Origin of the sequence: Acinetobacter sp. B51(2017), assembly GCF_003711395.1 — a bacterium.
Taxonomy (GTDB): domain Bacteria; phylum Pseudomonadota; class Gammaproteobacteria; order Pseudomonadales; family Moraxellaceae; genus Acinetobacter.
The window spans coordinates 87157-107173 of sequence record NZ_PJRJ01000002.1; the positions used below are offsets into that span (position 1 = coordinate 87157).

The 20017-nt window shown below is 42.4% G+C and carries 21 protein-coding genes; 14 read left to right on the plus strand and 7 right to left on the minus strand.

Features of this window, described 5'->3' with window-relative positions:
• Nucleotides 1-28: 28 nt before the first annotated feature.
• From CYK47_RS01695 to CYK47_RS01720, 6 genes are all read right to left on the minus strand, one after another.
• The gene (locus CYK47_RS01695) at nt 29-952 is read right to left on the minus strand and encodes a CysB family HTH-type transcriptional regulator (RefSeq protein WP_122898299.1); all 924 of its coding nucleotides are present in this window, start codon (nt 950-952) and stop codon (nt 29-31) included.
• Nucleotides 953-1006: 54 nt separating this feature from the next.
• Nucleotides 1007-2068 (minus strand): sulfate/molybdate ABC transporter ATP-binding protein, encoded by a 1062-nt coding sequence (locus CYK47_RS01700; protein WP_122898301.1) that lies wholly within the window; start codon nt 2066-2068, stop codon nt 1007-1009.
• 11 nt (nt 2069-2079) lie between these two features.
• Complete coding sequence (cysW, locus tag CYK47_RS01705; protein WP_122898303.1) at nt 2080-2964, minus strand: sulfate ABC transporter permease subunit CysW; 885 nt, start codon at nt 2962-2964, stop codon at nt 2080-2082.
• Nucleotides 2961-3794, minus strand: a complete 834-nt coding sequence (gene cysT, locus CYK47_RS01710) for a sulfate ABC transporter permease subunit CysT (protein ID WP_122898305.1) — start codon at nt 3792-3794, stop codon at nt 2961-2963. Before cysT ends, cysW begins: the two co-directional genes overlap by 4 nt.
• 86 nt (nt 3795-3880) lie before the next feature.
• Nucleotides 3881-4486, minus strand: coding sequence for an RBBP9/YdeN family alpha/beta hydrolase (locus CYK47_RS01715; RefSeq protein ID WP_122898307.1), 606 nt, complete (start codon nt 4484-4486; stop codon nt 3881-3883).
• Nucleotides 4487-4515: 29 nt separating this feature from the next.
• Nucleotides 4516-5523 (minus strand): sulfate ABC transporter substrate-binding protein, encoded by a 1008-nt coding sequence (locus tag CYK47_RS01720; protein ID WP_122898309.1) that lies wholly within the window; start codon nt 5521-5523, stop codon nt 4516-4518.
• A gap of 173 nt (nt 5524-5696) precedes the next feature.
• Here CYK47_RS01720 and pabC point away from each other — a divergent pair, with 173 nt between their 5' ends.
• From pabC to CYK47_RS01745, 5 genes are all read left to right on the plus strand, one after another.
• Nucleotides 5697-6500, plus strand: coding sequence for an aminodeoxychorismate lyase (gene pabC / locus CYK47_RS01725; RefSeq protein ID WP_122898311.1), 804 nt, complete (start codon nt 5697-5699; stop codon nt 6498-6500).
• Nucleotides 6501-6503: 3 nt separating this feature from the next.
• Nucleotides 6504-7541, plus strand: a complete 1038-nt coding sequence (gene mltG, locus CYK47_RS01730; protein WP_122898313.1) for an endolytic transglycosylase MltG — start codon at nt 6504-6506, stop codon at nt 7539-7541.
• Between the two features lie 2 nt (nt 7542-7543).
• Nucleotides 7544-8149, plus strand: a complete 606-nt coding sequence (gene tmk / locus CYK47_RS01735; RefSeq protein WP_122898315.1) for a dTMP kinase — start codon at nt 7544-7546, stop codon at nt 8147-8149.
• Nucleotides 8150-8269: 120 nt separating this feature from the next.
• A complete protein-coding gene (locus tag CYK47_RS01740; protein WP_122898317.1) occupies nt 8270-9229 on the plus strand; it encodes a hypothetical protein in 960 nt (319 codons plus the stop codon).
• Between the two features lie 10 nt (nt 9230-9239).
• Entirely contained in the window at nt 9240-10115 is an 876-nt protein-coding gene (locus CYK47_RS01745; protein ID WP_122898319.1) for an arginase family protein, read from the plus strand.
• A gap of 35 nt (nt 10116-10150) precedes the next feature.
• Here the strand turns inward: CYK47_RS01745 and nadB are convergent, their stop codons facing one another.
• Nucleotides 10151-11797 (minus strand): L-aspartate oxidase, encoded by a 1647-nt coding sequence (gene nadB / locus CYK47_RS01750; protein ID WP_122898321.1) that lies wholly within the window; start codon nt 11795-11797, stop codon nt 10151-10153.
• Between the two features lie 230 nt (nt 11798-12027).
• On the opposite strand from nadB, the gene CYK47_RS01755 reads away from it, so the two are divergent.
• The 9 genes from CYK47_RS01755 to recO all read left to right on the plus strand — a co-directional run bounded on the left by CYK47_RS01755 (nt 12028) and on the right by recO (nt 20014).
• On the plus strand, nt 12028-13410 hold the full coding sequence (locus tag CYK47_RS01755) for a Do family serine endopeptidase (protein ID WP_122898322.1): 1383 nt from the start codon (nt 12028-12030) through the stop codon (nt 13408-13410).
• Nucleotides 13411-13492: 82 nt separating this feature from the next.
• The gene (locus CYK47_RS01760) at nt 13493-13936 is read left to right on the plus strand and encodes an acyl-CoA thioesterase (RefSeq protein WP_122898324.1); all 444 of its coding nucleotides are present in this window, start codon (nt 13493-13495) and stop codon (nt 13934-13936) included.
• 381 nt (nt 13937-14317) lie between these two features.
• Nucleotides 14318-16135: a translation elongation factor 4 gene (gene lepA, locus CYK47_RS01765; RefSeq protein ID WP_122898327.1), complete on the plus strand. Its 1818-nt coding sequence runs from the start codon at nt 14318-14320 to the stop codon at nt 16133-16135.
• A gap of 25 nt (nt 16136-16160) precedes the next feature.
• The gene (gene lepB, locus CYK47_RS01770; RefSeq protein ID WP_122898328.1) at nt 16161-16988 is read left to right on the plus strand and encodes a signal peptidase I; all 828 of its coding nucleotides are present in this window, start codon (nt 16161-16163) and stop codon (nt 16986-16988) included.
• Nucleotides 16989-17005: 17 nt separating this feature from the next.
• Nucleotides 17006-17377, plus strand: a complete 372-nt coding sequence (locus CYK47_RS01775) for a DUF4845 domain-containing protein (protein WP_122898330.1) — start codon at nt 17006-17008, stop codon at nt 17375-17377.
• Nucleotides 17352-18044, plus strand: coding sequence for a ribonuclease III (gene rnc / locus CYK47_RS01780; protein WP_122898332.1), 693 nt, complete (start codon nt 17352-17354; stop codon nt 18042-18044). Before CYK47_RS01775 ends, rnc begins: the two co-directional genes overlap by 26 nt.
• 6 nt (nt 18045-18050) lie before the next feature.
• Entirely contained in the window at nt 18051-19079 is a 1029-nt protein-coding gene (gene era, locus CYK47_RS01785) for a GTPase Era (protein WP_122898334.1), read from the plus strand.
• 20 nt (nt 19080-19099) lie between these two features.
• Nucleotides 19100-19297 carry an NF038104 family lipoprotein gene (locus CYK47_RS01790; RefSeq protein WP_122898336.1) on the plus strand — a complete coding sequence of 66 codons (198 nt, stop codon included), beginning with the start codon at nt 19100-19102 and terminating at the stop codon, nt 19295-19297.
• 6 nt (nt 19298-19303) lie between these two features.
• Entirely contained in the window at nt 19304-20014 is a 711-nt protein-coding gene (gene recO / locus CYK47_RS01795; RefSeq protein ID WP_122898338.1) for a DNA repair protein RecO, read from the plus strand.
• Nucleotides 20015-20017 lie beyond the last annotated feature (3 nt).

The window sequence follows — 20017 nt, forward strand, 5'->3', positions numbered from 1 at the left end:
AGCAGCGTTCAGCTGCTCTTTTTAAGTGTTAATCTTCAGGATAAGCCACGCGTTTTAAGGCGCGAATATCCGCATCTGGTGAGCAGAGTGAAATAAACTCATAGCCATAACCGCGCAGTAAGTGACCTTTACGTACCGCAAGCCAAGTGGTGTTGATGCCAAACACATCGGTTGGAATCTGTTTTAAACGATAATCACGTTCTTGGTCATAAGCGACATCGTTGACAATCCCAATGCCCATACCCAGTTCAACATAGGTTTTGATCACGTCGGCATCCAATGCTGACATCACAATATCAAAATCTAAACCTGACTCTTCAAATGCTTTGTCAATTTTAGAACGTCCAGTAAAACCACCATGGTAAGTAATAATGGGGTATTGCGCTAAATCGCGGATGTCAATATTGCTTTTTTGCGCCAAGGGATGATTTTGTGGGGTAATAATGCTGTGCTGCCAATTATAAAATGGCACACTGGCTAGGTTATCTTCTGTGGTGAGTGACTCGGTGGCAATCCCGATATCCGCTTCACCTTGTAATAACATATCGGTAATTTCGATTGGACTGGCTTGTTGCAAAATCAAGTGAACCTTTGGAAATTCCTTTTTAAACTTATTCACGATTGGGGGTAACACATAACGCGCTTGGGTATGTGTGGTGGCAATCGTTAAAGTGCCTTCGTCGACCTTATTAAAATCGTCGGCTAAGCGTTTGATATTATCTGCATCCACCAACATTCGCTCTACGATTCCCAGCAGCGCCTGACCGGGTTCAGTTAAACCCAGTAAGCGTTTACCTTTACGAATAAAAAGTTGTACGCCAAGTTCATCTTCTAAATCTTTAATATGCTTACTAACGCCTGATTGCGAGGTATACAACGCAGCCGAAGCTTCAGTCAGATTAAAGTTTTGTCTGACGGTTTCGCGAATAATCCGTAGTTGCTGGAAATTCATAATGTTGTTTACCCTTTGATGCATGGGGCTAAATTGCCCCATCTTTTTTTAGTCTTATGCGACTTGATTTGCAAATAAGTGTAAGGCCGATGCAGTCAGCCATACAGTTTGATTTGGGCGGAACTGGTGTAGTTTCGCCTCATCTGGTGTTAAAGAAATTTCAATGAGATTTCCTTCACGACCTTCGAGTTCTGCGATGACTTTGCCCGCAATCCACAATTCACGAATGAATGTGGCTTGAATCGCATTGTCTTGCGGTTGAGCATGGATTTTGAGCTCATCTGGACGCGCAAAGGCAATGACATCGCCTTGTGGGCCAGTTTTCGCGCTCGCCAATTGAATACGGTCTGCGCCAAATTGGATATTACCTGCTTGGTTAACACCTTCAAAACGGTTGGCTTGACCTAAGAAGTCAAACACAAACGGCGTGGCAGGGCGTTCATATACTTCACGCGGTGAACCAATTTGCTCGACGTTACCTTTGTTCATGACAATGATTTGATCGGCAACTTCGAGTGCTTCTTCTTGGTCATGGGTGACAAAAATAGAGGTGATGTGCAGTTCGTCATGTAAGGTACGTAACCAACGACGTAATTCTTTACGTACTTTGGCATCTAAAGCACCAAAGGGCTCATCAAGTAACAATACACGCGGTTCAACGGCTAAAGCACGCGCTAAAGCAATACGTTGACGCTGACCCCCTGATAACTGTGCAGGATAACGATCTGCCAAAAAGCCCAGTTGCACTAAATCAAGTAAACGCGTAACACGCTTTTTAATTTCCGCTTCAGATGGGCGAGTTTTACGTGGACGGACACGTAAACCAAAGGCGATGTTGTCAAATACCGTCATGTGACGGAACAGCGCATAGTGCTGGAACACAAAGCCGACTTCACGTTCACGTACATGCACGTTAGTCGCATCTTCGCCTTCTAAAATCACTTGACCAGAATCGGCAGATTCAAGACCAGCAATAATACGCAGTAACGTGGTTTTACCGCAGCCCGATGGGCCAAGCAGCGCCACCAATTGACCATCTGGAAAATCTAAAGAGATGTTATTCAGTGCATGGAATGCACCAAAGTGTTTTTCAATATTTTTAACTTGAATACTCATGAGGTCATTCCTTAAGAAGCTGAATCGTCATTTTTTTGGCTTTGTTTTTCTTGGCGCATTTCCACCCATGTTTTTAAAATCAGGGTAATAATCGCCAATAAAGCCAACAGCGAAGATACGGCAAACGCGGCACTAAAGGTATATTCGTTGTAGAGAATCTCTACATGTAAAGGCAGCGTATTGGTTTCGCCGCGGATATGCCCCGACACCACCGATACGGCACCAAACTCACCCATCGCACGCGCATTACATAAAATCACGCCGTAGATCAGACCCCATTTAATATTGGGTAAAGTGACTTTCCAAAAGGTTTGCCAACCTGAAGCACCCAAAACAATCGCGGCTTCTTCTTCTTCGGTGCCTTGTGCTTCCATTAAAGGAATAAGTTCACGCGCCACAAAAGGAACGGTAATAAAAATAGTCGCTAAAACAATCGCAGGCACGGCATACAACACTTTAATGTCATTGTCCATCAGCCAGCCGCCAAACCAACCTTGGGTACCAAACATAAGCACCAACATTAAACCTGCAATTACAGGCGACACCGAAAACGGCATATCAATAATGGTGGTGAGGATAGATTTACCACGGAAATTAAACTTTGCCACCGACCAAGCTGCGGCCACACCAAACACTACGTTTAAAGGCACAGCAATCGCTGCAGTGAGCAAGGTTAACTTGACTGCAGATAAGGTATCTGGATGCACCAAAGCTTGTGTATATACGCCTAAACCTTGTTTAAAGGCTTCTACAAACACCAAAATCAGCGGTAATAATAAGCAGCTTAAAAAGAAAATTAAGGCAATCGTGATTAAGGTATAACGTACCCAAAGCGGTTCACGGGTCGCATCACGCGATTGCAATTTGTCGGCCAAAGCATTTGCATTGATATTCATCGTGCAGTTCTCCCAGTACGACGGCTTGCCCATGCTTGTACTAAGTTAATTAAGAATAAAATCGCAAATGAAATCACTAACATCACCACAGCAATGGTGGTTGCACCCGCATAATCATATTCTTCTAAACGCGAAATAATCATTAACGGTGCAATTTCAGTTTCAAAAGGTTGGTTACCGGCAATAAAGATCACCGAACCATATTCACCGACACCACGGGCAAAGGCCAAAGCAAAACCAGTGAGGAGTGCTGGAAATAGAATGGGTAAAATGACTTTGGTAATGGTTTGAAAACGCGTTGCACCCAGTGCAGAAGCAGCTTCTTCGAGTTCGGTTTCTAAATCAGCAAGTACAGGTTGTACGGTACGTACCACAAACGGAATACCAATAAAGATCAGCGCTAAGGTAATCCCAATAGGGGTATATGCCACTTGAATACCAAGAGGCTCTAAATATTGACCAATCCAACCTGTTGGTGCATATAACGAGGTTAAGGCAATACCTGCTACGGCAGTAGGCAGCGCAAAGGGTAAATCCACCAAAGCGTCAACAATACGTTTACCCGGAAAACGGTAACGCACCAAACACCATGCCAGTAATAAACCAAATACCACGTTAATAAACGCTGCCAAAAGGGCAGTAGTAAAGCTCAGTTGCAGCGACTTTAAAATTCGCTCCGAACTGATAATGTCAAGAAAACCGTCCCAACCAAAGCCTAGCGATTTAATAAACACCGCAGACAGAGGAATCAAAACGATTAAGGATAAATACGCTAGGGTAAAGCCTAGAGACAGACCAAATCCTGGCAGCACTCGGGATCGCTGCGACATGATTACTCCTCAAAGAGAGAATGTTGACTCAAAGCAGTCAACGCAAAATAAAAACTGAACGTTGTCACAAGCATAGAGAGCCATGCTTAAATTGCAAATTTAAAAAAATACTTGCCATCATCAGTAATGCTGATATGAGACATCGTGTTTTCTGAGATCAAATAATCAAAAATCTGCGGAAATGGTCCAAATCCTGATGCCACATTAATATGTCCGACTGCGCCTAAGTTGATTGGCTCAATCTGCCAAGCATGTGCCAATTGTTTTGCATCTGTAAAAGCTAACCATGGATCATTTTCGCTAATCAGCATGCTGGTTGGAACTAGTGGTCGTATTTGCTGGAAAAACTCAGCATAATTATTTTGACTATCGCGAGCAAAACCATTGTCACCAAAACGTATTGGATTGGCAGGTGCGACCAACACGACATTTTTAATGTTGCGATTTAGCTCAGGATGCAAATGCAAGGCAGCCATGGTGGTTAAGCAACCAAAACTATGCGCCACAATTTGTACAGCCCCTTCAATTGGCGCTACAGTGTGTACAAATTGTTCGATCCACTCATGCAATACAGGATGATTCCAATCATTTTGTTGAACGCGGCAGCATGACATAAGTTGAGTTTCTAACCAAGATTGCCAATGATGAGCTTCGCTACCTGCAACACCTGGGACGATCACCGTATCAATCATGAGCATGCTCCTTGTTTAAGCTATGGTGTTTATTTGGCGCTATTGGCTTTGACGATTTGATCGAAAATGCCACCGTTTTCAAAATGTTTTTGTTGAACGTTATTCCAACCGCCAAATTCTTGGTCAATCGTGACCAATTTTAATGGCTTAAAGATGTGTTGGTTTTTCTCTAAAGTGGCAACATCACGCGGACGATAGTAGTGTTTGGCTGCTAAGTATTGACCATAAGGCGAATATAAGAAGTTTAAATAGCCTTTGGCTAAATGTTGGGTGCCATGTTTCACAGCATTTTTCTCAACAATCGCCACCGGTGGTTCAGCCAAGATGGATAAACTTGGGGTAATCAGTTCAAACTTACCTGGCTGTTCGCGTAAGGCTAAATAGGCTTCATTTTCCCAAGCCAACAACACATCACCAATGCCACGCTCGGCAAAAGTGGTGGTCGCGCCACGCGCACCAGAATCCAAAACTTTGGTGTTTTTATAAATTTTACGTACAAATTCTTGCGCAGTTTGCTCATTAGCCCCCGCTTGGTGTTGGGCCCATGCCCAAGCCGCTAAATAATTCCAGCGTGCACCACCTGATGTTTTTGGATTTGGGGTAATAATCGCCACATCTTTTTTTACCAAATCACCCCAATCTTGAATGTTTTTAGGGTTGCCTTTACGTACTAAAAAGACGATGGTTGACGTATAAGGTGTAGAATTATGCGGTAATTTTTGTTGCCAATCTTTGGGTAATAGTTGCGCTTTTTGTGCCAATACATCAATATCTGCCGCCAAAGCCAAAGTTACAACATCAGCAGATAAACCATCAATCACCGAACGCGCTTGTTTACCTGAACCGCCGTGTGATTGTTTAAAATTAATTTTTTGTCCCGTGCGCTGTTGCCAATATTTGCCAAATTGTTGATTGACATCTTCATATAGTTCACGGGTAGGATCATAAGAGACATTGAGGAAGTCTTTGGCGGCAGCAAGGCTAGAAACCGATACAAGCGCGGCGATAATCCCTAATTTTAATGTAGCTAAGCGCATAGTCTTCCTCAAAAAAAATTTGATGTTGTTGAAGTGGATGCAGCATAGCGCGAGTCTTTTTGCATAAAAAATAATAAAAAATGAATTTTATATAAGTAAAAAAGAAATAGATTTGGCTCAGGATTAAATCTAAGCCGATTTACAATAAAACCTACAGAAGAGGGAGCTTCCAGATGCAATGTTTTAAAAATGGCAAAGCCGTGGCGCAAATTGATTTACATGATCGTGCCTTTCATTATGGCGATGGCTGCTTTAGCACCGCGCGGATGATTGACGGTCAAATTGAATTACAAGCACGGCATATTGCACGGCTAGAGCAAGCCTGCCAAGCCTTACAGCTACGCGCCAATTTAGTCTCTTTACCGATGAGTTTGGCACATTTGCCAAGAGCAACTGGTACGTTAAAAATTATTATTAGCCGTGGCGTGGGACAGCGCGGATACAGTTTGCCTGAGCAAGAAGCAGACGTATGGCTGTTCTTTTACCCTAAAGAGCAGGTATTGCCGTTTGAGCCAGAAAGTATTCACAGTGATGTATTAAAGCTCAGGCTAGGGCAGACTATGCCTGCTTTAGTAGGCATAAAAAGTCTGAATCGTTTAGAACAAGTCATGCTTAAAGCCGAAGCCGACAGCCGCCAGTTGCCCGAAGCCATCGTACTCGATCAGCAAAGCGAGATTGTTGAAGGGGTGAGCAGTAACTGCTTTTTAAAGTTAAACAATACTTGGGTGACGCCAGAACTTCGCTATAATGGCGTACAAGGTGTCATGCGGGCTGAGATTTTGGCGCGTATGCAGCAACAAGGCATTGCCTGTGAAGTGCGCAGCGTACATCAAGACGAGCTACAACAGTTACAAAGTCTATTTTTCTGTAATGCCTTAAGCGCGATGAAAATGGTGACGCAATTTGCCGATCATGCTTTAGATGTGACCAGTTGCCAGACCTTATTCGCACAACTTCAACTGAATAGAATTGCTTAAATTATGGCGTCAAAAGCGAAAAAAAAATCATCTCATACTGGCCTAAAAGTATTGCTGCTGCTTATTTTGGGCATGTGTGTACTGGCTGTCGCGATTATCTGGTCGAGCTTGTTTAAAGCCTATCCGATTGAAGGCAAAAAACAAATGCTCGCCATTAATCAGGGCGATACCTATTCAGGTTTTATCGATCAGCTGGCCAAAGACGATAAAGTCAGCTTTCCGATCGTGCTTAAGCTCTATCAAAAACTGGTGATTAAAGATTCCTTAAAAGCAGGGGTCTATGAAGTCAGCGACAACATGAGTATTCGTGCAGTATTAAGCATGATTTCAGATGCAAAAAATGCGCAAATGAACCGTATTTTAGTGATTGAGGGCACTACTTTTAAGCAATTGATTGAACGTTTGAAAAAAGATGATTTGGTTAAAAAAGAAGTAGCGCATTTGCCTTATGAGCAACTGTTACAAGCACTGAATATTCCTTATACGCATCCTGAGGGTTTATTTGCACCCGATACTTACTTTTTTGCCAAAGGCGAAACAGATAAAAAAATCTTAACGGATTTATATCAACGTCAAATGAAGGCTTTAGATGCAGCATGGCAAAATCGTGCTGAAGGCTTGCCCTATAAAACCCCATATGAAGCCCTCATCATGGCGTCAATTATTGAAAAAGAAACCAGTATTGATAGTGAATTAGAACAAGTCTCAGGGGTGTTTGCGCGTCGTATGAAAATTGGTATGCGTCTGCAAACTGATCCAACGGTCATTTATGGGATGGGTGACACCTATAATGGCAATATTACCCGTAAAGATTTACGCACGCCAACACCTTATAATACCTATACTATTAACGGTTTACCGCCAACGCCAATTGCTTTACCAAGTAAAAAAGCCATTGAGGCGACCATGCATCCAGATGATGCAGATACGCTATATTTTGTGGCAACAGGCAATGGTGGACATAAATTTAGCGCTACATTGGCCGAGCATAATCGTGCCGTGCAAGAATATTTGCAAGTCTTACGCGCCAAAAAGGAATAAGCATGTTTATTAGTTTTGAAGGCACCGAAGGTGTCGGGAAAAGCACACTCATTCGTCGCATCTTTGAGACCTTACAAGCACAAGGTCAACAGGTCGTATTAACCCGTGAACCAGGGGGTACACCTATGGCAGAGCAAATTCGTGCTTTGCTACTGAGTGTCAATCATGATGAAGCGATGAGCAATGACACTGAATTATTATTGATGTATGCCGCGCGTGCGCAACATTTAGCCCAAGTGATTGTTCCTGCTTTAGCTGCGGGTAAAACCGTATTATGCGACCGCTTTACTGATGCCAGCTTTGCCTATCAATGTGCAGGGCGAGGTTTAAGTGCAGAAAAACTGGCATTATTAAATCAAAACTTTGTCAGCCAGATGCCAAACCTTACTTTTTGGTTAGATGCACCGATTGAAATAGGGATGTCGCGGGCGCGTGCCCGTGGGCAACTCGATCGTTTTGAACAAGAAAAAGCTCTATTCTTTGAGAAAGTGCGTTCAGGTTATGCCTTGCTGTGCCAAAATGAGCCAAATAGGATTAAACGTCTAGATGCTACGCAAAGTGCCGATGAGGTCTTTGCCGCGGCAATGCAGCATATTGCCATACTATAATTGGCAGAATATGCGATTTAGTTGAAAGTTACACTATGTTAAGGTAAGCGCTTGCTGCTGGAATAATGCTCAGGCACATCGTCTAGCGCGATGCTTTACTGTGGGAAATTGGGGACAAGCATGTCAAATGTAGATCATGAGTTGGTAAGTTGCTATCGTGAACAAGGCTACTCATTATCAGAAACGCTGGTTGAAATGTTAAATGAACATTATAGCCATCAAACCGAACGTCGCGGCTGTGGTTATACCCAAGCCACACGGGTGATTGCCGAAGCAGTCAATCTGCCACGTTATCCTGATGAATATAAAGATTTACGTATCTTCCAAGATGTCGACAGCAAAGCCTTAAAACAGTTGCTTGCACAGGCAGCAAGTCATGGTCTGAGCTTAAATTCATGGCGTAATTTAGACCAAAATCCAGACGTATTGGCTTATTTGGCTAGCCATCAAGATGATTATGCGCAAGCCTTGAGTTTCCAAGTTGAATGGCAAAAAAAATTACGCCAAATACGCCATTTACTTGAGCGAGAAGAAAGCCAAGTATTGGCAGATTTAATTGAAGATTTGATTTTACCAAAGAACGCTCAAGATACGGGTTATATCGAATTAAACACTTTAACTGATAAGCCCAAAGTCGGGTCTTGCCCGATGGCAGAAAAATTCTTTTTAAAAATTGCCCATGATCAAGTGTTGCGTCGTGGTGAAATTAATATTTTTGTAGATGCAGAGCAGCGCCCTGTGCTGATGGAAAAGCTGAATATGGGCGATAACCATTCCTGTATTAGCTTACAGCCCGTGTTAATTAATGGGGTGCGTTTGCCGCAAGGTTCACTGTTTTCAGTTAGTTATGACCCCGAACAGATTGCCAATAAGCGTGCCAATAAAGGTTATAACGGTTTTGTCGCACCTGTAGCTGACATGCCGGGTTTTCATTTCTTACGTTTAACTACTTTGGCGATTTCGTCAGCAAATCGTCGCCGTGCTTTTAGTAGCCATTTTGAACAGCAAGTTCAAAACGGTTTATACAGTCCTGAAACCACGCAACTGTCACAAATTTTGCAGGTCGCGCAAGCGCAATAGGGAAATCGCCGTGCTTCATGTATGTTATTCACCGCAGTATTTTGCCCATACGCCAAGTAATAGTATGGAAAAATTGGCTTTAGTGGCCCAAGCCCTAAGCGACTATGATTATGTCCGCTTTTATGAGCCTAAAGACTTAGATGTAGCGCTGCTGAAAACCTTACATGAAGCGCATTATGTTGAGGCCTTTTTAACTGGTGAGCCGCGTAAACTGGCGACGATTCAAGGCTTTAAACCTTGGAATGTTAAGCTCAGAGATGCGGTATTGGCTGTGAATGCAGGGCAGCTGCAAGCAGCAGAATTGGCATTTGAACATGGTTTGGCTGCCAATATTGCGCAAGGCTTTCATCATGCAACACCTGATTTTGGTTGTGCCTATTGTACCTTTAATGGTTTGGCTTTAATTGCCCAGCAATTTCCAGACAAACGTATTTTTGTCTTAGATTGTGACCAACATGGTGGTAATGGGACGGCTGAATTTGTACTTAAATTGCCAAACTTATATAACTTTAGTATTTATGGGCAGGCCTTTGGTTGTGCCAGTTATGAACGTGCTGAAACACGCTATATTCACCCCACCCAAGGCAATTTTCATGACTACCAACAGGCGATTCATGAAGGTTTTGCCGCAGCACAAGCATGGGGTGCAGATTTAATTATTTATCAAGCTGGAATGGATTGTCATCAAGATGATCCACATGGTTCGGCATGGTTTAGTACAGACTTAATTGAACAACGTGAACAATTGGTGTTTCGTTTAGGCAAAAATAGCCAAATTCCGCTGCTGTTTGTATTGGCGGGCGGGTATCAAAAGTTAGAGAAATTAATTCCATTGCATGTGCGTACCTTTGAGATTGCACAAGCCATTTATTATCCACATGAATAAAGAACGGATGCTTTAAGCATCCGTTTTGGTGGGTTTTAAGCGGTCAGTTCAACATTTACAAAAGGCTGTTCTACGCTAAAGTTAGGTGGATTCAGCACGGTTTTACGCAACTCAGGCGCAAGTGCTGGATAGTCGAGCGTGTAATGTAAACCGCGCGATTCTTTACGTGCTAAAGCACAGCGTACAATCATTTCAGACACTAACACCAAATTGCGCAGTTCAATCAAGTTTTTACTGACTTGGTAATCTTGATAATACTCAGCAATTTCTGTTTTAAGCATTTCAATGCGATGCAAGGCGCGCTGTAGACGCTTAGTGGAACGGACAATCCCTACGTAGTTCCACATGGTTTGTCTTAATTCATCCCAGTTTTGTAAAATCACTACATCTTCATCAGGATCAATGACTTGAGAGTCATCCCATGCAGGTACGATAGGCACAGGATAGCTGTGGCTCGCTTGGGTTTGAATATGCGCGGCTGCTGCCATGCCATAGACAAAACACTCTAATAATGAGTTACTCGCCATACGATTGGCACCATGTAAGCCAGTATAAGAGGTTTCTCCAATCGCATATAAACCTGCAATATCGGTTTGGCTGTGTTCATCTACCACCACGCCCCCACAGGTATAGTGCGCCGCAGGCACCACAGGAATCATCTCCTTGGTGATATCAATGCCCAGTTCCATTAAACGCGCATATAGTGTTGGAAAATGCTCAATGATAAATTCAGCAGGTTTGTGCGTAATATCTAGCCACACATGACGAATACCTAAGCGTTTGATTTCATGGTCAATGGTACGCGCCACGATATCACGCGGGGCTAATTCAGCGCGTTCATCAAAACGCAACATAAAACGTTCACCATCAGGTAAACGTAAATAAGCACCTTCTCCACGCATTGCTTCGGTAATTAAAAACGAACGTGCTTGGGGATGGTATAAACAGGTCGGATGGAATTGGTTAAATTCCATATTGGCCACGCGGCAACCCGCGCGATAGGCCATAGCAATGCCATCACCTGTCGCAATATCAGGGTTGGAGGTATATAAATAAGCCTTCATCGCACCGCCACAGGCAAGGGCAGTAAAGGGTGCTAAAAAGGTATGTACTTGTTCGGTTTTATCGTCCAGTGCATATAAACCTAAGGCACGATTGTCGCCACTTTGACCAAGTTTATGTGTGGTAATTAAATCGATGGCAATAAAGTTTTCAAAAATCTCAATATTGCGTTGCTCACGCGCGCGCTCTACCAAGGTTGTCGAAATGGCACGGCCTGTTGCATCTGCAGCATGGATAATACGGCGCTGTGAATGCCCCCCTTCGCGGGTTAAATGTAGTTGTTGCTGCTCATCTAAGGTAAATTGCACCCCTTGATTTAATAAAAAAGCAACAGATGGCTGACCACCTTCAACCGTTTGGCGCACCGCATCATGTTCACAGAGTTGTGAACCTGCAATCATGGTGTCATTAATATGTTGTTCAATCGAATCGGTTTGATCGAGGACTGCGGCAACACCACCTTGGGCATAAAAGGTACTGGCATCGGTTAAATCGGATTTGGCTAAAACCGCAATGCGCATGGTGTGAGGGAGTGATAAAGCCAGACTTAAACCGGCGCCGCCGCTACCGACAATCAGCACATCAAAATGATGGGTGGTAGGTAAATTAGACATGTCCATCCGCTAATTTAAAAAAAGTCCGATAATAACAGCTCTTTTTTAAACAAAAGGCAAGTGCAAAAGGCCAGCATCTTTAAGAAAAAACTAAAACTGTGATATATGTCACATAAAAAAATAACTATTTGTTTATTCAAATATAATTCAACATATTGTTACCAAATTGGGCTTTGGTTTATGTTAAAACCTTGCTTATTCCTCCCCAATTGACTAGAAATCTGTGTGATCTTGCTATGAATAACAGTGTTTTAAAACAAAGCGTTTATACGGCGGTGTTGAGTACAGCGGCATTTGGTACGCAGGCAGCAACGGTGGATTTTTCTAACTTGGTGGCCAATGTCAGCCCTGCGGTAGTGAGTGTGAGCGTCACCAAAAAAATGACCGAACAGGAATTGCTGCAACAGCAAGTGCCCGAATTATTACGTCGTTTCTTTGGGCCGAATATTATGGTGCCGCAACAAGCCATCCCACAGGAAAAAAATAGCTATGGTACGGCCTTCTTTGTTGATAAAAATGGTTATTTACTAACCAATCATCATGTCATTGAAAATGCGTCTAAAGTGACCATTACCTTAAATGATCGCCGTGAGATTGATGCTACGGTGGTAGGCAGTGATGAACGCACCGACGTTGCCTTATTAAAAGTTAAGGGCAATGACTACCCCGAACTTAAAGTGGGCAATGTAGATCAATTGAGAGTGGGTGAGGCGGTGCTGGCGATTGGTTCACCATTTGGCTTTGATTATTCTGCCTCTGCGGGGATTGTCAGTGCCAAAATGCGTAATGTTACCGGTGAACATGCTGTGCCTTTTATTCAAACTGACGTTGCCATGAATCCGGGGAACTCAGGCGGGCCGCTATTTAACCAACGTGGTGAAGTAGTGGGGGTGAACTCTCGGATTTTTAGTGGCACTGGCGGCTATATGGGCTTGTCTTTTTCTATTCCAATTGATGTCGCGATGGATGTGGCAGAACAACTTAAGAAGAACGGTCGCGTGATTCGCTCGTATTTAGGGGTGCAACTACAAGATATTGACCGTACTTTAGCAGAGTCTTATCGTTTAGCGAAACCCGAAGGTGCGTTAATTACTCAAGTCACTCCCAATTCGCCAGCTGCGCGTGCAGGTTTAAGAGCGGGTGATGTGATTTTGCAACTCAATGGCAATCCTATTCGTGAAACTGCACAACTATTAAATTTTCTCAATCGTACTGCACCGCAGCAAGTGATCGAATTGCAAGTGCTACGCAATGACCAACGCCAACGTATTTCCGCCATGTTAAGCACCGCACCTGATGCTACTCCAGCCCAACAAAGCAGCAATAAAACCAACCAGCAAGGACCCGTCTTAGGCATTGCCATTCGCAACTTAAGTGCGGATGAGTTACGCCATAGTGGCTTAAAAGGTGGGGTCTTGGTGCAGGAAGTGAGTCGTGGTGGGATTGCGGCTGAAGCACGTATTCAAGCGGGTGATATTATTACTGCATTGAATAATCAAAGCATCCAAAATAGCCAAGCCTTTATTGCAGCGGTGGCACAATTTAAAAAAGACCAAGTGGTACGAGTTTCCTTAATGCGTAAAAACCAAGCGATGATTGTAGGGATGCGTATTCGTTAACATTCGAGTGATGAGCCATGTTGAGCATGGCTTTTTTAAGTCATAGGATGACACTGCAATAAACATGGGGTAAGCAGTTTACATGAGTGATATTTTTGATTTAACCATTCAAGTCCAACCTGAACATATTGACAGTTTGGGCCACGTCAATAACGTGGTGTATATGCACTGGATGCAAGATGTAGCTTCTGCGCACATTGAAGCTTTGGGTTTAGGGTTAAAAGAGTACCAACAATTAAAGCATGCGATGGTGGCAGTTGAACATCATGTGCAATATCGTAAGGCAGCCTTTTTAGACGATGAAATCATGTTAAGAACGTGGCTGAATGATTTAAATAGTTTGTATTCATTTCGCCAATATGCATTTTATCGCGAAAAAGATCAAAGTCTTTTATTTACCGCCAGTACCAAATGGGCCTGTATAGAACTGGCAACAGGTCGGCCAAAACGCATGTCACCGACGTTTTTACAGGCTTATCAACCCTTAGCTAATACTGAAAATCCTTACGACTTTAGTTTAAAATAATTTTACGATTAAAAACTGTACACTTATTGAATGATGAGCATGATTTAGCTAGTTTAAATATAGATGTTAGTAAAATTAATCATTTATAATAAGCATAAGCCTATGCCAAATATCCCTCTTCTCGTTTGGCATAGGCTTAAAAATAAGCACCGTCTTCTTTTTACTTTTCTTTAATACTTAAGTTTTACTGCCCTTACTGTGCTTGATCTAGCTAAGTGACTACCAATTTCTGAACGATTTCGAGCGATATTTGTTTAGCTCTATGTATTTTTAACGCGCGCCTGCTTATACTGTGCAGCATCTTCGGAATATCCTTTTTGCACCTTACGATTGCTGATGTAGTCTTGTGATCTGAATGTGTACACATTTTTAGAGTAGTTTATGGCAGTTGCTAAAAAGTCTGTAAATATCAAAAACATACGTAACTTCTCCATCATCGCGCATATCGATCATGGTAAGTCGACCCTCGCCGATCGCTTTATTCAAACCTGTGGTGGTTTGCAAGATCGTGAAATGCAAGCGCAAGTTTTAGACTCGATGGAGCTAGAACGTGAGCGTGGCATTACCATTAAAGCGACCTCTGTAACCTTGTATTACACACATCCAAATGGTGAAGAGTATCAATTGAACTTTATTGATACCCCAGGGCACGTGGATTTCTCTTATGAAGTATCACGTTCATTGGCAGCCTGTGAAGGTGCGTTGTTGGTGGTGGATGCAGCGCAAGGTGTAGAAGCGCAATCAGTGGCCAACTGCTATACCGCGATTGAGCAAGGTTTAGAAGTTTTACCTGTTTTAAATAAAATTGATTTACCGCAAGCAGAACCTGAACGTGTGATTCAAGAAATTGAAGACATTATTGGTATTGAAGCGACTGAAGCACCAACCTGTTCAGCAAAGACTGGTTTAGGTATTGAAGGTGTATTGGAAACATTGGTCAATGTGATTCCAGCACCAACTGGTGATCGCGAAGCACCTTTACAAGCTTTAATTATCGACTCATGGTTTGATAATTACTTAGGCGTTGTGTCTTTAGTGCGTATTAAACAGGGTCGTGTGCGTAAAGGTGACAAAATGTTGATGAAATCAACAGGTCAAACGCACATTATTACCTCTGTGGGTATCTTTAATCCCAAACACACTGAAACCGATATTTTAGAAGCGGGCGAAGTTGGCTTTGTGATTGCCGGTATTAAAGACATCTTTGGTGCGCCAGTTGGTGATACCATCACCCTTGCGACAACACCAGAAGTAGAAACGCTACCAGGCTTTAAAAAGGTGAAACCGCAGGTCTATGCAGGTTTATTCCCAATTGATGCGAGCGACTTTGAACCGTTCCGTGAAGCACTCCAAAAACTACAAATTAACGACTCTGCGTTGTTCTTTGAACCAGAAAGTTCAGATGCTTTAGGTTTTGGTTTCCGCTGTGGCTTCTTAGGTATGCTACACATGGAAATCGTACAAGAACGATTAGAGCGTGAATACGATTTAGACTTAATTTCTTCAGCACCAACGGTAATTTATGAAGCGGTGATGAAAAATGGTGACACCATTTACATCGACAGCCCATCAAAAATGCCAGATGGTTCGACTGTAGAAGATCTACGTGAACCGATTGCTGAATGTAATATCTTAGTACCACAAGAGTACTTAGGTAACGTGATGACCTTATGTGTTGAGCGCCGTGGTGTGCAAAAAGACATGAAGTTTGTCAGCAACCAAGTGGCCATTACCTTTGAAATTCCAATGGCCGAAGTTGTGATGGACTTCTTTGATAAATTGAAGTCATGTTCACGCGGTTTTGCATCACTGGATTATAACTTTGTGCGTTTTGAATCATCATCATTGGTGAAAGTTGATGTACTGATCAATGGTGATAAAGTGGATGCTTTAGCCATGATTTGCCACCGTCAAGATGCGCGTCACCGTGGTATTGCCTTGGTTGAAAAAATGAAAGATTTGATTCCACGTCAAATGTTTGATGTCGCGATTCAGGCTGCCATTGGTGCGCAAATTATTGCCCGTTCTACCGTAAAAGCAATGCGTAAAAACGTATTAGCCAAATGTTATGGTGGTGACGTGTCGCGTAAGAAGAAACTTCTTGCCAAACAAAAAGAAGGTAAGAAACGTATGAAGCAAGTGGGTAGTGTAGAAATTCCACAAGAAGCATTCCTTGCTGTACTTAAAGTAGAACGCTAAGACGATATAGGGAGTCATATTGCTCATGGATTTTGATTTTAATTTAATCCTCGTTCCAGTCACCTTACTGTTTATTATAGTGTGGTTGCTCGACAAGTTTGTCTTTAAACAGCGCGAGCTTAAAGGTCGAGGCAATGAAAATTTTATCATTACCTGGGCGTATGACTTCTGGCCAGTACTGGCTGTGGTGCTGGTACTGCGCTCATTCTTATATGAGCCATTTAATATTCCATCCGACTCTATGGTGCCAACCTTAGAAACGGGTGATTTTATTTTAGTCAATAAATTTGAATATGGCGTGCGCTTACCGATCATCAATCAAAAAATTATTGATACAGGCAGCCCTGAGCGTGGTGATGTAGCAGTCTTTCGTTATCCACCGCAACCAAGCATTAGCTATATCAAACGTATTATTGGCTTACCAGGTGATCATATTGTTTATGATCATGGGCAACTGAGCATTAATGGTGAGCAGGTGGCAAAAGTGCCATTTGAATTTAGCCGTGAAAAAGATATTCAAGACACACCAAATTCGATTTATCATAAAGAAACTTTAGGCACGCATACTTTTAGCATGCGTGAACTTGAAGGTGTAAACGTGGCACGTCAAGCACCATTTATTAACTATGTTGAAAATGGTAAGTATCAGAGCATGCAAGGTTTATATTGGGAAGTCAAAGTACCTGAAGGTCATTACTTCGCGATGGGGGACAACCGCGATCAAAGTGCTGACAGTCGTTTTTGGGGCTTTGTACCAGAAGAAAATTTAACTGGTCGCGCATTTTATATTTGGATGCATAAAGAACCAGGCTTCAAGCTACCGTCATTTAGCCGTAACGGGAGTATTGATTAATACTTTAGGATAAAAATATGCGTCGCGCACAACAAGGCACCTCTTATATTGCAATTTTATTGGTCATCATTGCTTTTGCTTTTATTGTAAAAGTCTTGGTGGCGGTGTGGAGTCCATATTGGGATAACCACGTCATTAACTCACAAATTGAACAAGTCTTAGCGACGTCTAATTCACGTACTAGTCCTGCTCAATTTAAATCGCAGTTGGCACAACGTTTAGACATGAATAATGTTCGTGATGTGAAAACAGACGATATTCTTCGTGTGATGAATGCTGATGGTTTAAAAGTAAAAACCAATTATGAAGTAAGAAAACCCTTCTTACTGAATGTTGATTTGGTATTAAAGTTCGAGAAAAGTTTTGATCAAAGGTCAGTCAAAAATTAATGATATGCGCTTCGCAAGTCGTATCGGTTATCAGTTTAAACAACCTGAATTGTTACAACTGGCGCTCACGCACCGATCGGTCAGTCATAAATACAACTATGAGCGCCTAGAGTTTTTAGGCGATGCGTTGTTAGGGATGATTATTGCCAACTATTTGTATCATGCTTATCCGACTGAAAATGAAGGCCGTTTAACCCGTATGCGTGCCACGCTCGTGCGCCAAGAAGCACTGGGTAAAATTGCCAATGATTTACAACTCAGCCAACACTTAATTTTAAGTACGGGTGAGTTAAAATCAGGGGGTCATCACCGTGAATCGATTTTAGCCGACACCGTTGAGGCAATTATTGGTGCCATTTATATTGATTGTAACGACCTCAATCTGCTACGCCCAATTGTGCTAAAATGGTACGAACCGTATTTAGATCACATTGAGCCAACTGATCAACTCAAAGATCCAAAATCACGTTTACAAGAATATCTACAAGCCCGTAAAAAACCTCTCCCAGTATACGAAGTGGTAGATATTCAAGGCGATGCCCCAAACCAGCATTTTAAAGTGCAATGTCAGGTGCAGGGTTTAAGCCTCATGATGGGTGAGGGCGCAAGTCGTCGTTTTGCTGAGCAAGCAGTAGCGGCGGATATTTTAAAATTATTGGAGCAGTAATCTGCCATGACACATTCTTCCGATCACATTGATGCTGATCACGAGTCGCAAGACAGCTCGAACGACTTAATTAGTCAATTTTTTAGCGAGCAAGGTACCGACATTCCTTCTGACTATCGCAGTGGTTTTGTTGCTATTGTGGGTCGTCCAAACGTAGGTAAATCTACGCTGATGAACCATATTTTGGGTCAAAAACTGTCGATTACTTCACGTAAACCACAAACCACACGTCATAAGATTGTGGGGATTGATTCACGCGAAAAATCGCAAGCCGTATTTGTGGATACCCCAGGGATGCACAAAAAAGAAGTGCGTGCCATCAATAAAATGATGAACCGTGCTGCGCACTCTGCGCTACGTGACGTGAACTTAGTGTTATTTGTCTTAGATGCAGATAAGTGGACTCAAAACGATGAATTGGTTTTGGAAAAACTTAAAAATGCAGATATGCCTGTGATTTTAGTGATCAATAAAATTGATACACTAGAAAACAAAAACCATGCTTTGCCACTGATTCAAGAACGCGCAAAATTGATGAATTTTGCGGAAATCGTGCCTGTGTCGGTATTACGTGGTGCCAATCTTGATCATTTACGTGACACGATTGCCAACTATTTACCGTTCCAACCGCCTTTATATTCACTTGATCAATTAACCGATCGTTCAGAGCGTTTCTTAGCGTCTGAAATCATTCGTGAAAAGATCATGCGTCAATTGGGTGAAGAACTGCCATACGATTTAACCGTACAGATCGAATCATTTAAAACCGAAGAAGCCACTTTAAATGAAAAAACTGGTCGTATGAAAGCACCATGTACTTATATTGATGCGACCATCTTTGTTGACCGTCCAGGGCAAAAAGCCATTGTGATTGGTGAAAAAGGTTCGAAGCTGAAAAAGATTGGTATGGATGCGCGTGTCGACATGGAAAAAATGTTCGAACAAAAAATCATGCTTACGCTTTGGGTAAAAGTCAAAGGCGGTTGGTCAGATGACGAGCGTGCTTTAAAGAGCTTGGGCTATAGCGATATCTAAATCTTAAACGAGGCAGAGTGATGTTACGAATAATTGCAATTGTATTGTCTGTGGGATTATTACAAGGCTGTATTCATAAAGTGGTCACTGTGCCCGTGAAAGTAGCGTATAAAACCACCAAGGGCGTTGTCAAAGGCACAGCGGCCGTGGTGGGTGCTGTTATCCCAGATGGGGATGATGACGATGAAGATAATAAAAAAAATAAGCAGCGGGATTAAGCATTTATGCGCAATCAGCCTCTGCATGGTTATTTAATTCATCACCGTAAATACCGTGAACGCAGTCATATTGTGCATTTATTTACCCAAGAATACGGACGTATCGATGGGGTATTACGACACACTCCGCCACCGCAATATCAACCCATTGCTCTACATGCCTCAGGTAAGTCTGAACTTAAAAATTTCTCTCAAATTGAAATGATGCAGCAGCCGATTTTCTTCTTTGGTGATGCCTTTTTTGCAGGATTTTATCTAAACGAATTAATTTTAAGACTCTGTCCACTAGAAGAAGTGATGCCGAGCACCTTTTTGCAGTATGGTTTAACTCTAAATGCCTTGCAAAATTTGCCTGATCAAAGCGATACTCAACATTATTTAAAACAAATTTTACGTCAATTTGAGCATATCTTATTAGAAGAATTGGGCTATGCCATTGATTTTAGTGTGGATAGCAATGGTCAAGCACTTATTGCTACGCAGCATTATATATTTCAGCTCAATGACGGCTTTTTAGCCACACATTCGGTGCAAAATAGTTTTTTAGGACAAGACTTGTTGCAGCTAACCCAATATGAAAAAGGTAGGGATTTTAGTGCACAGCAGTTACAATTGGTGTCGAAATTATATCGGCAAATCTTGAGTGCCTTACTTGGTGACCGACCGCTAAAGAGTCGCCAACTATGGATTCAAAATACGCAAACGCAGAATAAATAGGAA